Genomic DNA, 12,835 nt, shown 5'->3' on the forward strand with positions numbered 1-12,835 from the left:
CGCATCGCAGAGCTTAAGGGGGAGCGCTGTGAAGAGGTTGGCATTGACGCAGCTTACGTACTTCGACGCTTAGTTGAAATCGACCAGATGGATGTCTTGGACATTTTGCTCCCCAATGGCGAACTAAAGCCGATTAAAGATTGGCCCAAAACATGGCGGACCACGCTTTCTGGTATGGATGTCACGGAGATGTCCGGCGATGCCCCTGGCTTACTTAAGAAGATCAAATGGCCGGACAAGGTGAAGAACCTTGAACTGCTCGGTAAGCACATCTCAGTGATGGCATTTAAAGAGCAGATTGAGCAATCCGGCTCTGTAACTCACAACATTATGCCAGTCCCGACCTGTAACAGCGCTGACGAATGGGAGGCAGCCGCACAGCAACAGCAAAGCGAGGTATTAGGCAAATGAGCTACAACGTAGTTTGGAAGCCGTTACCTGGTTCTCAGTCGCTTTCGTTGAGTTGTCCGTGTGATGAAATCCTTTTCGAAGGAACCCGAGGGCCGGGTAAAACAGCCGCTCAGTTGGCACGGTTCCGGCGAAAGGTGGGATTGGGTTATGGCACATTCTGGCGCGGTGTCATCTTCGACACAGAATATAAGAACCTTGCCGATATTATTACCCAGTCAAAGCGCATGTATCGCCTGTTTGGTGATGGTGCTCGCTTTCTTGCCTCCGCATCGGAATTGCGTTGGGTCTGGCCCACCGGTGAAGAGTTACTTTTCAGGTTCGGCAAAGAAGAGAACGATTATTGGGACTATCACGGTCAAGAGCTCCCCTTTATCGGTTTCAATGAGCTGACAAAGCAGCCTAACGCAGACTTCTATGAGTCGATGTTCTCCTGTCGGCGGTCATCGTTCAGGCCACAAGATTACCCGCTACCTGATGGCTCGTTACTGCCAAATATCCCGCTTGAGACATTCAATACTACCAACCCGTTTGGCATAGGCCATACATGGGTGAAGAAACGCTTCATTGAGCCAGCGCCGCGCGGAACGATAATCCGTGATACTCAGATGGTGCCAAATCCGCAGACTCAGCAGGATGAGGAAATAACCCTTACGAGGGTAGCCATTCATGGCTCGTTTAAAGAGAACCCGTATCTCGACCCCGTTTATATCGCCTCACTGATGAATATCAAAGACCCGAATAAGCGTAAAGCGTGGGTTGAGGGTTCGTGGGATGTGACCAGTGGTGGACGGTTTGACCATCTGTGGAATGAAAGCATTCATGTTATCAAGCCATTTCGCATACCGGATAGCTGGACGGTTGATCGCTCTCATGACTGGGGCGAGTCGAAGCCATTTTCTAACCTTTGGTGGGCGCAGACTGATGGAACAAACGCAACGTTGCCAGATGGCTCAATATTTTGCCCGCCAGCAGGCTCATTGATCCTGATTGGCGAATGGTATGGTTGCCCACCGGATGAGCTGAATAAAGGATTGAACATGTCATCAACCAACGTCGCTAAAGGCGTCAAATGGATTGATGGGTGGTTATCTGGGGCAGATGATGAAATGCCAGAGGAAATGAAAGAGCAAGGGCAGCTACACCTAATGCCTGACATTTGTTCTGAAGTCATCCCCGGCCCCGCAGATGGAGCCATTTATAACACTGGCGACAATGAGCTATCCATCGCGCAGAAGATGGAAGATCAAGGCGTCACATGGATACCCGCGAATAAAAAGCCTGGATCACGAATTAACGGGGCATCCATATTTGCAGACATGCTTGAAGCTGTGATTGAGGGTAAGAAAACAGAATCAGGAATAGCTGAAAAACCAGCACTATATGTTTTTGATTACTGTCGCGGCTGGATAAGCCGTGTCCCAGTATTGGTACGCGACGAAAAGAATCCTGATGATGTTGACACTACTCAGGAAGATCACGATTGGGATGCCACGCGATATCGGGCATTACACTCACCACCAGAAATAGTCGGCATGTTGGTGCGTAAGCGCTGACGGAGGATGACGTGAGCAATAATATCGATATTAAAGCGTTATCCATGGCGGTAAACAGCCTGGCGATTGAACGCGCCCGAATGATGAACCTCAGTTTTGGTAAGTCAGGAAATACTAAGCGAACTCGGATATATCAGGAATTTGGATATCCAGAGAGCCTGACTTTTGATGAGTATTACAACGCCTATGAGCGGAATGCAGTGGCTGGGGCAGCAATAAAGAGGATGGTTGAAGGCTGCTGGGAAGATTACCCCGAAGTGTTTGATGGTGATAAATCACAGGACTCAAAGGGGGAAACCCAATGGGATAAAGCAACTAAGAAAGTGCTTAAGCGTTGTTGGAAGCAGATCAAAGATGCTGACCGTAGGAATCTTGTTGGGCGCTATTCGGCCCTATTGATTCAGCTACGCGATAACGCTCAATGGTCTGAACCGATAGTGGCAACCACCATCGGATCGCTCAAGGAGAAAGCACTCGTTAGGCTAATTCCCGTATGGGAGTCTCAGCTTGATGTTTCTGACTGGGATACTGACCCACTTAGTGAGAATTACGGTCAGCCTAAAATGTACTCCTATACCGAATTACCGGTTGAAGGACAGCATAGCGGCGCACCATCTCGACAAGTCAATATTCACCCTGATCGCGTTATCATCCTGGCTGAAGGTTCCGAGGATGGGACGCTAACCTCTGGCATTCCGCTGTTAAGGGCTGGTTTCAATAAGCTGCTTGATATCGAAAAGACATCTGGCGGGGCTGCTGAGGGCTTCCTAAAGAACGCCAGCCGCCAGTTAAATTACGAATTCGATAAAGAAGTCGATTTTAGTAAGTTAGCGAAGGCACTAGGTACAAATCTTGATGGGCTTCCTGATGCGCTAGATGAACAAGTTAAGAGACTAAATGACAGCACTGACAGCGCCTCATTTATGCAAGCGGGCAAGGCTACAGTTCTGGCTGTGACTGTTGCCGATCCTGAGCCAACGTGGCGTACCCTTGTTAATGAATTCTGCTCAACCCTACCCATGCCTTTCAAGGTATTAATGGGTATGCAAACAGGTGAACGAGCCTCGGCTGAGGATGCGAAAGACTGGGCCAAAACCCGCATGTCACGGCGTAATGGCTTCCTGTCTGACTTAATTGAAACCGTGCTTACTCGTTTCTGGACTATCGGCATTATTGATGAGCCACCAACTGGCGAGATTACAATCTCATGGTCTGACTTACTCGCACCCAGCAAGGCAGAGAAAATTGCTGATGCTGACAAGATGGCTGATGTAGCGGTTAAGACACAAAACGCATTTGGGCGTTCAGCTATTAAAGAGAACGAAATCCGGGCCGCCGCTGAGTTACCAACTTTACCAGAGTACGAGATAGAGCTACCACCGCTACCAATAGGAGACCCGTTGACCGATGATAAACAAACGTCCGGGCCTGCCGGTGATACCACGAAACAAAGCGGACCCAACTCAAAGCAGCCGCCAGGTAAATAAGATGCGCAGTGATATCGCCCAGCGGTATTACGACATCAAGGTAGCTCTCAGACAGCAATTCGATATTTATCTAACCGGTACCATTCAAACCAATAACTCTCAATCAAGCGCCATTATCTGCAATAACGAAGCAGATGAGCTGCCATCGCTTTATTACGTCAATGCCGGAGAGTTTATCTACGACATGGACGCAAGGCGATTGGCAGCGCTGCTGGAGATTGTGCAGACGATACTCGACGATTATCTGCTTGAGGGGAATAGTCAGAATATTTGGGCCATGTCATATGTCTCATCTGAATTTGAACGCGGCACATTAAATGCCTACACAAATCTTGCGGCGCAGTCCCCCGTATATGCTGCGCAAACCACGTTATCGCAATTGCTGTTTAGCGCACCTTACCTTAATCAGATACAGATGGCCTACGTACCAGTGTATAGCGACTGGAAAGGGTTATCAGATACCACTCGCGCTGATTTAGCTAACGTTCTGGCTGACGCTATAGGCCGAGGAATTAACCCGCGAGAGACTGCCAGCATAATCAGCAAGCGTCTTGATGTATCGATGGGTAAAGCTGAGAACATTGCTCAGACTGAGCAAGTTGGCGCATTGCGTCAGGCTCAATGGGCGGAAACAGAGTGGGCTAAAGAGCGTCTTGGACTGAATACCATGTTGCTGCATCTGTCAGCACTTAAACCAACAACGCGAATGACTCATGCTTATTGGCATGGTCGATTACGTACTGTTGCCGATGTGCGGGAGTGGTACAGCATTGATGGTAATAAATACCGATGTTATTGCAGCCAGATACCGGCAATTGTTGATGACAACGGCAAGCTTCTTAACCCTAACTTAATTGAACGCCTCATTGTTGAGCGCAAGCAGTGGCAAGAGATGGAAGGTATTTCAACTTAAAAGAGGTCAATATGATTGGTGTTTATTTCGAATCAAAGCGAGTAGGCAACATATCTTGCACACACGTTAAGATTGGCTCAGTCGAAGCAATAATGAAGCAAGTGGGTGATCGAAAAGTCATTAAATCACAAGGGCGAGGAAATGTTCGCCAGGTTAAATCTATCGTCAGAGCATTGCATAAAACAATTCAATAAAGAGGACACAGCATGTCACGCATCTGCGTAAACGTGCTGTCGGTCATCAACTCCGCTTCAAACATCACCTCAGAAATCATTGATGGCGTTGAGCACATCGTTGTGAAGGACGTCTGTCCGGTTATCGACGATATCGTGCTCAATGGCGGACTGTACCCGGCAGACGAGATTTCCAAAGGCTACCAGAGCCTTGAAGGTAAACCCATGCCGTATGGGCACCCGAAAATTGAGGGCCAATACGTCAGCGCGAGTAACGTGCGGGCTGTGAACGAATATCACATCGGTGCTTTTGCTCGCAACGTTCGTAAAGACGGCGATCGCGTACTGATGGATATGTGCGTTAACCGCCGTTATGCCGAAGCTACGGATAAGGGTAAGGAGGTCGTTAACCGACTAGACGACATGAAAGCGGGGAAAGAGGTTGAGCCAGTCGGCGTATCAACCGGGCTGAATCTGAATCGCTCAGCAGGCAAGGGAGTATCGAAGGGTAAAAAATACAACTGGATTGCCCGTAATCATGCCTATGACCACTGCGCAATTCTATTGCATGAGACGCCAGCCGGAACACCGCGGGAGGGGGTGGGGATTTTTGTTAATGCTGCTGGTGAAGAGCTTCAGATTGAAACGGTAAGCCTGGCTGATTCTACCGATTGCACCCGCGAAGGCTGGTTTAACAAGGTTCTGTTTCATTTCAGTACTAACTCGCAACTGTCCCACAGTGAAATCTATGAAGCTATTAGCAATGTGCTGAATGCTGGCCGTGAATTCGATATTCGTCGCTGGATTGAGTCCATTTACCCCAATTATTTCATCTATGAAGATGGCCCCAAGAAGTTTAAACAATCCTACCTAATCGATGAGTCGCAGACAGCGCAACTCGTTGGCGAACCAACCGAAGTCATTAAAAAAGTCGAGTACGACGAAGTTAAAACCAACGGAGAATTAAATCCAATGAAAGACATGATTACCAATGCGCTGAAAGCTGCTGGCAAGCCGACTGACGGCAAAACCGAGGCCGAGCTGCTGGATGCCTACAACCAACTGATGGCTAAGCCTGCTGACACCACCGTCAATACTGATGCTATTACCGCCGCAGTTAATGCCGCAGTAAAGCCCTTGAGCGACGAGCTTGCCGGGTTAAAAACTCAGTTAGCAGCCAATGCAGATAAAGAACTGGCGACCAAGCGAGCAGCAGTGAAGGCTAAATTCAAGCTTGAAGATGCCGCAGTTAATGCACTCGCAGGTGAGGCTTTGGATGGGTTGTTTGCTCAAACCCAATCAACTATTGGGCTAAATGGTGCGTTTAACCACGGTGATGCGCAGGACGATATGGCTGATTACATTCCGGGGAAGGTGGCGTAAATGGCTCGATATAACCGCATTAACATTGATGGCGCGGCAGAAACAGAAAACCGCCAAATGAAGGTTGCAGTATTGCCGGGCAGCCTGGCTTTTATCGGTTCAGATGACAAGTTCGACAAGTTTGTCACTGCTGGCGCGGGTGAGGGTGTCCAGCTTTATGCTATCGGCGTTGATTATCTGCAAGGTAAGCGAGTGACCGAAACTGTAGCGATTGGTGATATTGGAGTGGGCAACTATTTCGAGACTGGCCGATCGTTTGCAATGCTGGTGAAAGCAGCCGCCGCGTTGAATGTCGATACTCCTTTGGCTGTTGACGCGACTGGTGTTCTGCGCATTGGCGTTGTGGGTACCGATCACATTGTAGCTTACTCGAAAGAGAAGTTTACCGTTGGCGCTTCCGCTGAACTCGTCATCGTTCGCGCTGCTTAAGGAGATATGAATGTTAGTTTTTAACCACGCAGATGGGCATTTCAACAATGCCGCATATATGGCGCAGTACCGAGCGCTGCAAGAAGAACGCCGCATTGCTGCAAACGCACAGGCCAACATTACTGAAGGTCTGATCCAAGGCGGTATGCAGAACAGCGAAGCTTACGTTAAAAATGCCGCGGGCATTCTGACGCGTGACTTCTGGCAGGAAGTGGATAACCAAATCATCCAGATCCGCGACAATGACCAGGGCCGCGAGTTCTTAACTGACCTGCAATCAATCGGAACGCCGATTAACCCTGGCAAAACTGCGAAACTGTACACCGTTGGTCAGGATATCTCTGATGAGGTAACCATCTCTATGGATGCCCAGCCTCCTGTGTACAAAGACCATATCGATTTTGACACTGATGGCGATCCGGTTCCTGCCTTTACTGCTGGTTTCGGTGTGAACTGGCGTCACTGGACTGGACTCAAGTCTGAAAACATCGATTTAGTTGTTGAGTCTCAGGCTCGCAAGATGGTGAAGGTGTTCAGTCATATTGCCGACTATATGCTGGATGGCTCTTCACGTGCCAAGGCTGGCGGCTATGTTGGTCAGGGTATTCGTAACCACCGTAACACCAAGAAAATCGATTTAGGTGCTTCAGGTGCCAACATCAATCTGGTTACCGCAACTAATGACCAGATCATCGCGTTCTTTAACCAGGACTTCGCAAAAATTCTGGATGACAACTACATCGATGCTGTTGATGTGTTGTGGATTTCCCCAGAGATTCGCCGCCGTCTGGATGCGCCATTGTCTCAATCTGGTAACTATAAAGAAGGCACTCTGCGTGAGGAAATTCTGCGCTTCTCCCGCATTAAAGCTTTCCGATCCACATTCAAAATGAAGGGTAACGAATTCTTCGGTTACGTGAAGAATCGCGAATACATCAGCCCGTTAGTTGGTGCGCCGGTATCAACTGTTGCAGTGCCGCGCTTGATGCCAAACGCAAACTACGACTTCATGATCTGGGCGTTGATGGGTATTCAAATCAAGGCTGACGTTAACGGTCGTGGTGGCGTGTTCTATGCTGCTGACATGAGTTAAGGAGATGGGAATGGAAAAGTACGTAATCACTCGGCCTTGGATTGCTGGTCAGAAAGAGGGGGATGTGGTTGAACTACAAAAACTGCATCCCTCTTTGGTTTCTCATGTCCGCTTAGTTACTGATAACCGTGAATTTGAGGTTGCCACGCCATCCCCTGAAATTGACGAACTTAAAGCGGCACTCGTTGCCGCCGAAGCCGCGTTGAAAGCAAAGGACGATGAACTGGCCAGCGAAACCAATCGGGCAAATACCGCCGAAGCCGCGTTGAAAGCAGCAACTACAAAAGGGAAATAACAATGGCAGCCCAGATCACTCCCGCAGATGTTAAATCACTTCTGGCAGAACTGGGCTATGCCATCCCGGACGTTGTGCTGAATCTGATCATCTGCCAGGTGGATAAAATCGATACTTGCTTAGACGGGGCAGGCTATGACGATTGTATTCAGCAATTAATTAAGTTGTATGCAATAGCGCTAATGGCTGCCTCGTCTGGTGCCAGGAAGATTAAGTCACAATCAGCGCCATCAGGAGCGTCACGTTCATTTGAATATGGCGAGGCAGGGCTAACTCAGCTTCGTGACTCATTAGCCGCTATGGATACTTCTGGATGCACTAGCGGGCTTCCGATCACTGTTGGTAATCCGGTTGGGCTATTTATGACGGTAAGGGGAAATTGATGGATAAAGAAAAGCAGGAAGAGAAGCCTGATTGCCCAGACCAGTACGAGGATTACCTATCATGAGCAGCGCCGCAAGCTGGAGTTATACAGCAACCGCAACGTTATGGAAGAAGAGTGGGCCGCCAGATGAGTACGGTAAGCAGGCATGGCTTCCACCGATTCAGATCATGTGCGATTACGGCGGTGATGCTACCGCAAAGCTAGGTGGTATTGGTTTAGAGTTCGTTATCAAAAACACGCACTGGACTGAGTACGCTGACGCCGAGCGGGGCGACTATATCCTGATTGGCGATTCGGTAGCGACTGACCCGACCAAGGTGGATGGCGCGGACGAAGTAAGGCATATCATTCGTTACGCTGACACATTCGAGCGCATTGCGGACGACTTCGCAATTATCACGGGAGTCTGACATGGGTGCGAAGGTTAAAGGCATCAGAGCGGCAAAGGCCAATCTGGACAGGTTGATAGGCGATATTCAAGGCCGGAAAGCTGTCAGGGCGCTGACTAAGGCATTAATTATCGGAGCGTCACAAGCTGCACTCTACACCCCCATCGATACATCAACCCTTATCAACTCTCAGTTTCGTGACATCAACGTGAACGGCACCAGACTGACGGGGCGTGTGGGCTATTCGGCAAATTACGCCATGTATGTTCATGACCCGAATGTTAAACAAACGTTCCGCAGGGCCACGGCTGAGAAAGAGTTTCTCACCAAAGGTTTCGCGGATAGTAAACAAGCCATTGAAAAGGCAATTATGGAGGAAATGAAACTATGACTCCATCAATGCACCGGCGTGTTCGCGATTACTTTGTCGAGTCTGGGTTAACTACTGGCTTCACTACTCAAATGCTCAAGTGGCGTGACACTGGCAAGCTGACTGAACAATTCATTGTCTTCCGGCCCAATGGCGGTAGCTCAATTCGTAACGACCTTGGCAGTGAGTTTTATGTCTTGGTTGATGTAATTGGCGCGGTTAATGAGGATGAAGCAGCGGATAACGCAGCACAGGCAATAATCACGCACGTTCAAGCAAATCCGAATCCAAACGATTGTATTGGCTACATTGAAAACCTCGGCAGTATCCCATCACCCGTTACCACCACTGAAGGCCGCTTGGTCTACAGACTTCAATTCGCAATTAAATACGGCGACTAAGCCGAACTAATAGAGGTAAAAAATATGCAAGGTTGCCAAAATGATTACGGCAAGCTGGTTGGTCGCGTCGCCGTTTTACGGATGGCGTTTGGTTGCCCGGAAACACTACCAGAAGTAGCAGATTGGCAGCGCATGGGCGCGCTGACGACCAAGGGTCTCGACTACTCGATGAATACCATTTCTTCCGATGCGGATGACGCAAAAGGATTGGTAGAGAACTTGGTCACTAACATGGACTTGACCATTTCAGGCGAGGGCGAGTGGCGGAAGCGAGCCAAAGCAACTGAAGTCGGCCCGGTAAAGATGTCGAAATACATTTTCGATGAAGTCCAGGCTGGCCGCCAACCGGGCTTATGGGTTCGCTTTGATTTCCTCGGCGTGGATGATGGCACCTATATTCAGGGTTATTTCAATACCACTTCATGGAGTTCAGACTTCGGTTCCTCTGACTTCGCTACTTACTCCGGTGAGTGGAAAGTTGCTGATGCAGATTCTGTCACTTTCGTTGATGGCTCGGCGATTCCAGTTGCCAGCGTAACTGTGGCTCCGGCAACCAGTACTGGCGCGGTCGCTGCAACAGTTCAACTTACCGCTACTGTCCTGCCTGCGGACGCTACTGATAAAACTGGTGTATGGACAACCTCTGACGCAACCAAAGCAACGGTTAGCTCAGCAGGCTTGGTCACCCGCGTTGCAGTCGGCACAGCGACAATCACATTCACCACGAATGATGGCGCTAAAACCGGAACGAGTAATATCACTATTACCGCGTAATTATCACAAAGAGCATCTTATTGGTGCTCTTGATGATGGCTTTGCATTCTAGTCCACTCAGGTGGGCTTTTTGTTGTTACCTTTCTCCATATGTTCGCCGAGAAGTTTTATGAGTCGAAGATTATGCTCCTCAGTTTCTCTTAGAAGCACCGCAGCAAAAGGGTCCTCTTCCTCTAATTTTTTAAGGTAAGCCATTTTTTCGTCTAAGGTTTGGCTAATATTTAGTTCTTCCTCGTATCTACCAAATCTTTCAGTGTCAGCGTTTAGTTGCTCATCAGCCAGTGCATCCTGAAGTATCTGAACAATTTCAGAATTCATTGATCTGCCATTTTTCTTAGCTCGACCTGCTATGGCATCACGCATTCCGTCAGGCATCCTGACCGTAAATCGCTCTATAAAGTTTGGGTCATCTTTTTCAGTCATTTTCAGGGGCCGTAATTATTTATATAAAACACGGTAGCATCATATTGACATTACCCACAATGACATCATAATGATGTCAGACATCAAAATGATGCTATCTGAAAGAGGATAAAGTAAATGCAAGATGTTCTTTATACCGGGCGTAAGAACGATAGCTTTCAGCTTCGCTTGCCTGAGCTAATGAAGGAAGAAATTCGCCGTATGGCTGAAATGGATGGGATTTCTATCAATTCTGCGATTGTGCAGCGCTTAGCGCGGTGTCTGCGTGAGGAAAGGTCGAGTGCAGCATCAAAATAGTGAAGCCCTAACTACTCGCAATAGTCAGGGCCTCGATTTGTCAGCAACCTTAAGCGAGTCAACCGACATGAAAAGTATAGCGAATAATCAACTGACATTCCACAACACTAAGTTCAATGCTGTGCAATCTGGCGGGCAGGTTTGGTTAACGTCTAGTGAATTGGCGCAGGCGTTGGAATACTCCAGCACCAAGTCAGTAACTAACCTGTATAACCAAAATTCTGACGAGTTTACACCGGCGATGACTCAGGTCATCGAAATGATGACCATTGGAATAAACAACAACTTACGTAAAAAACGGGTGCGAGTTTTCTCTCTTCGCGGTGCTCATTTGTTAGGGATGTTTGCTAACACAACAGTAGCGAAACAGTTTAGAAAGTGGGCATTAGATGTGCTGGATAATGAAGTATCAGCTTTCCCAATTCCAGAAAAACGTCAATTCACAGATGAAGAATTGTGCACTCTCTGCTGGTTGTGGAGAAACGCGGTTTCGATGATCAGTAATTCCGCTGATGTTTATCCAATTTTACGCGCAGCAGAACACCGGCTGGCTGGTTCAGTATACTCAGCGGCCCATGAATATCCTCGCAACACCAACAAAGCGAGAGCGTTACTTGAGCGTGAGACGGCGCACATAAAAGCGGGACCGTTCACTGATGATAATTGGCGGGTGCTTAACCGTTTGAGGGTGGGGAAGTTGCTTAACTAATTTTGCCGAAACACAGGCAATAAAAAACCGCCAATGTGGAGTTGGCGGCTTACATCAACTAATGATTGGAGTCTTACATGCAACAATCTTTATCAACTGCTGTAAATGTAGCAAACCTTATCACGGTTGTCGATCTTGATGTTCCTCCAGTGATTGAGTGGCTGGGGGCGCGAGTCGTCACTACAGAGACTTTAGCTAAAGGTTACGGGACTGATGAAAAGAACATTCGTATGAATCTAGCCAATAACCGTGAGCGATTTGTCGAAGGGGTTCATTTGTTTACCCTGAAAGGAGATCAGCTACGCGAGTTCAAGGACAAAGCCAATGAAATTGGCTCTGTCGGTAAGCGAGCTAAAAGCGCGACGCTCTGGACAGAGAAGGGTGCTGCTCGTATGTCTAAGATTGTTGATACTGATGAGGCGTGGAATTTCTTTGAATTAATGGAAGAATCGTATTTCCATCCCCGGCAGGTAGCACTAGGTATCCCACTTACTTATGAACAGGCGTTAGAGGACTTACTTGGTAAAGTAAAAGAGAACCGCATTATTACCGAGAAACTCGATCAGGCTATCGAAACTAAAGCATGGATTGGAAAACGACGTGAAGCAACATCAATGGCAACGGCTTCTGTTGCTGTGCGTGAAAAGAATAAGTTGGCTGAACGTTTAGGTGAAAGCAAGAAACATGCGGCAATTATTCCGGTAGAAAAGAAAGTGGGACTTGAGTTTAAGTGGCAACCACTGCGCAAGTGGTGTCGCGAAAATGGCGTAGAGCCTCATGAGGTAGAGGACAAACGCTTCGGCACTGTAAAATCTTGGCCTCGAGCAGCATGGCTGGCAGTTTACGGTGTAGACCTGCGCAAAATATTCTAAATATCGGAATATCACACCAAAACCCAACCCACTTAACTGTGGGTTTTTGCGTTGCCTTGCACCATCCCCCTGCTATCATGTAACGAACTGTTATGGATGGGGATAAGGATATGAAGAAGGTTGCAGCAATTTTAATAATTGCCTGTTCGATTGTATTGGCAGGATGCGATCAAAAACCACAAGCGCCGTTTGGATTTAAGTGGGGGCAAAGCGTAGAAGATGTGAAGAAGTTGAGTCTGCCTGATTTTAAAGTGGATGGAGAAGCAAATACCGTACAAATTGTTAGTACTGATGGTGCCCCATCCAAGGTTTATGACGCAGAAAGATTTCTTTTGGTATTTATGCCGCATCTTGGGCTAACAAACATAAAGATGTATAGTAAATCAGTAGATGAAAATAGCTTTTATTTTAATAATGGCAGAAGCTTATATTTGAAGTTGTCGTCAATGCTTGAAGAAAAGTATGGTATCCCGAAGAA

Annotated in this window: 17 protein-coding genes and 1 pseudogene; 17 read left to right on the plus strand and 1 reads right to left on the minus strand. The window is 47.9% G+C overall.

Annotated features, from left to right (window positions below):
* From V2A85_RS17500 to V2A85_RS17560, 13 genes are all read left to right on the plus strand, one after another.
* Positions 1–411: terminase small subunit (locus V2A85_RS17500; protein WP_420071966.1), on the plus strand; the 411-nt coding region annotated here is incomplete at its 5' end.
* Positions 408–1,964, plus strand: a complete 1,557-nt coding sequence (locus V2A85_RS17505) for a terminase (protein WP_420071967.1) — start codon at positions 408–410, stop codon at positions 1,962–1,964. The genes V2A85_RS17500 and V2A85_RS17505, both read left to right, overlap by 4 nt.
* A gap of 44 nt (positions 1,965–2,008) precedes the next feature.
* Complete coding sequence (locus V2A85_RS17510) at positions 2,009–3,451, plus strand: anti-CBASS protein Acb1 family protein (RefSeq protein WP_420071976.1); 1,443 nt, start codon at positions 2,009–2,011, stop codon at positions 3,449–3,451.
* On the plus strand, positions 3,372–4,364 hold the full coding sequence (locus tag V2A85_RS17515; protein ID WP_420071968.1) for a phage minor head protein: 993 nt from the start codon (positions 3,372–3,374) through the stop codon (positions 4,362–4,364). The genes V2A85_RS17510 and V2A85_RS17515 overlap by 80 nt, the downstream gene beginning before the upstream one ends.
* A gap of 206 nt (positions 4,365–4,570) precedes the next feature.
* Positions 4,571–5,920 (plus strand): DUF2213 domain-containing protein, encoded by a 1,350-nt coding sequence (locus V2A85_RS17520; RefSeq protein WP_420071969.1) that lies wholly within the window; start codon positions 4,571–4,573, stop codon positions 5,918–5,920.
* On the plus strand, positions 5,921–6,349 hold the full coding sequence (locus V2A85_RS17525) for a hypothetical protein (RefSeq protein ID WP_050287253.1): 429 nt from the start codon (positions 5,921–5,923) through the stop codon (positions 6,347–6,349).
* Positions 6,350–6,359: 10 nt separating this feature from the next.
* Complete coding sequence (locus tag V2A85_RS17530) at positions 6,360–7,442, plus strand: major capsid protein (RefSeq protein ID WP_050322415.1); 1,083 nt, start codon at positions 6,360–6,362, stop codon at positions 7,440–7,442.
* A gap of 10 nt (positions 7,443–7,452) precedes the next feature.
* Positions 7,453–7,737, plus strand: coding sequence for a hypothetical protein (locus V2A85_RS17535; protein WP_309477670.1), 285 nt, complete (start codon positions 7,453–7,455; stop codon positions 7,735–7,737).
* Between the two features lie 2 nt (positions 7,738–7,739).
* On the plus strand, positions 7,740–8,120 hold the full coding sequence (locus V2A85_RS17540; protein ID WP_309477671.1) for a DUF7370 family protein: 381 nt from the start codon (positions 7,740–7,742) through the stop codon (positions 8,118–8,120).
* 61 nt (positions 8,121–8,181) lie between these two features.
* Entirely contained in the window at positions 8,182–8,532 is a 351-nt protein-coding gene (locus V2A85_RS17545; RefSeq protein WP_050919396.1) for a hypothetical protein, read from the plus strand.
* 1 nt (position 8,533) lies between these two features.
* The gene (locus V2A85_RS17550) at positions 8,534–8,902 is read left to right on the plus strand and encodes an HK97 gp10 family phage protein (RefSeq protein ID WP_420071970.1); all 369 of its coding nucleotides are present in this window, start codon (positions 8,534–8,536) and stop codon (positions 8,900–8,902) included.
* Positions 8,899–9,282 (plus strand): phage tail termination protein, encoded by a 384-nt coding sequence (locus V2A85_RS17555; RefSeq protein WP_420071971.1) that lies wholly within the window; start codon positions 8,899–8,901, stop codon positions 9,280–9,282. The genes V2A85_RS17550 and V2A85_RS17555 overlap by 4 nt, the downstream gene beginning before the upstream one ends.
* 24 nt (positions 9,283–9,306) lie before the next feature.
* Positions 9,307–10,056 carry an Ig-like domain-containing protein gene (locus V2A85_RS17560; protein WP_420071972.1) on the plus strand — a complete coding sequence of 250 codons (750 nt, stop codon included), beginning with the start codon at positions 9,307–9,309 and terminating at the stop codon, positions 10,054–10,056.
* Positions 10,057–10,113: 57 nt separating this feature from the next.
* Here the strand turns inward: V2A85_RS17560 and V2A85_RS17565 are convergent, their stop codons facing one another.
* Entirely contained in the window at positions 10,114–10,479 is a 366-nt protein-coding gene (locus V2A85_RS17565) for an Arc family DNA-binding protein (protein WP_420071973.1), read from the minus strand.
* 117 nt (positions 10,480–10,596) lie between these two features.
* On the opposite strand from V2A85_RS17565, the gene V2A85_RS17570 reads away from it, so the two are divergent.
* The 4 genes and pseudogenes from V2A85_RS17570 to V2A85_RS17585 all read left to right on the plus strand — a co-directional run.
* Entirely contained in the window at positions 10,597–10,776 is a 180-nt protein-coding gene (locus V2A85_RS17570) for an Arc family DNA-binding protein (RefSeq protein WP_050881743.1), read from the plus strand.
* Entirely contained in the window at positions 10,760–11,485 is a 726-nt protein-coding gene (locus V2A85_RS17575) for a P22AR C-terminal domain-containing protein (RefSeq protein WP_420071974.1), read from the plus strand. Before V2A85_RS17570 ends, V2A85_RS17575 begins: the two co-directional genes overlap by 17 nt.
* Before the next feature lie 77 nt (positions 11,486–11,562).
* Positions 11,563–12,357, plus strand: coding sequence for an ORF6N domain-containing protein (locus V2A85_RS17580; RefSeq protein ID WP_420071975.1), 795 nt, complete (start codon positions 11,563–11,565; stop codon positions 12,355–12,357).
* Between the two features lie 110 nt (positions 12,358–12,467).
* Positions 12,468–12,835: pseudogene (locus V2A85_RS17585) on the plus strand (hypothetical protein); the annotation flags it as partial.

Origin of the sequence: Yersinia sp. 1252 StPb PI (genome assembly GCF_048593885.1) — a bacterium.
Taxonomy (GTDB): Bacteria; Pseudomonadota; Gammaproteobacteria; order Enterobacterales; family Enterobacteriaceae; genus Yersinia; species Yersinia enterocolitica_E.

Bases quoted from the DNA above. Each gene is read 5' to 3' on its own strand.
- V2A85_RS17515 (WP_420071968.1), top strand. From the start codon at position 3,372: ATGATAAACAAACGTCCGGGCCTGCCGGTGATACCACGAAACAAAGCG.
- V2A85_RS17525 (WP_050287253.1), top strand. From the start codon at position 5,921: ATGGCTCGATATAACCGCATTAACATTGATGGCGCGGCAGAAACAGAA.
- V2A85_RS17565 (WP_420071973.1), bottom strand. From the start codon at position 10,479: ATGACTGAAAAAGATGACCCAAACTTTATAGAGCGATTTACGGTCAGG.
- V2A85_RS17555 (WP_420071971.1), top strand. From the start codon at position 8,899: ATGACTCCATCAATGCACCGGCGTGTTCGCGATTACTTTGTCGAGTCT.
- V2A85_RS17550 (WP_420071970.1), top strand. From the start codon at position 8,534: ATGGGTGCGAAGGTTAAAGGCATCAGAGCGGCAAAGGCCAATCTGGAC.
- V2A85_RS17505 (WP_420071967.1), top strand. From the start codon at position 408: ATGAGCTACAACGTAGTTTGGAAGCCGTTACCTGGTTCTCAGTCGCTT.
- V2A85_RS17570 (WP_050881743.1), top strand. From the start codon at position 10,597: ATGCAAGATGTTCTTTATACCGGGCGTAAGAACGATAGCTTTCAGCTT.
- V2A85_RS17535 (WP_309477670.1), top strand. From the start codon at position 7,453: ATGGAAAAGTACGTAATCACTCGGCCTTGGATTGCTGGTCAGAAAGAG.
- V2A85_RS17560 (WP_420071972.1), top strand. From the start codon at position 9,307: ATGCAAGGTTGCCAAAATGATTACGGCAAGCTGGTTGGTCGCGTCGCC.
- V2A85_RS17510 (WP_420071976.1), top strand. From the start codon at position 2,009: ATGGCGGTAAACAGCCTGGCGATTGAACGCGCCCGAATGATGAACCTC.
- V2A85_RS17520 (WP_420071969.1), top strand. From the start codon at position 4,571: ATGTCACGCATCTGCGTAAACGTGCTGTCGGTCATCAACTCCGCTTCA.
- V2A85_RS17545 (WP_050919396.1), top strand. From the start codon at position 8,182: ATGAGCAGCGCCGCAAGCTGGAGTTATACAGCAACCGCAACGTTATGG.
- V2A85_RS17530 (WP_050322415.1), top strand. From the start codon at position 6,360: ATGTTAGTTTTTAACCACGCAGATGGGCATTTCAACAATGCCGCATAT.
- V2A85_RS17580 (WP_420071975.1), top strand. From the start codon at position 11,563: ATGCAACAATCTTTATCAACTGCTGTAAATGTAGCAAACCTTATCACG.
- V2A85_RS17540 (WP_309477671.1), top strand. From the start codon at position 7,740: ATGGCAGCCCAGATCACTCCCGCAGATGTTAAATCACTTCTGGCAGAA.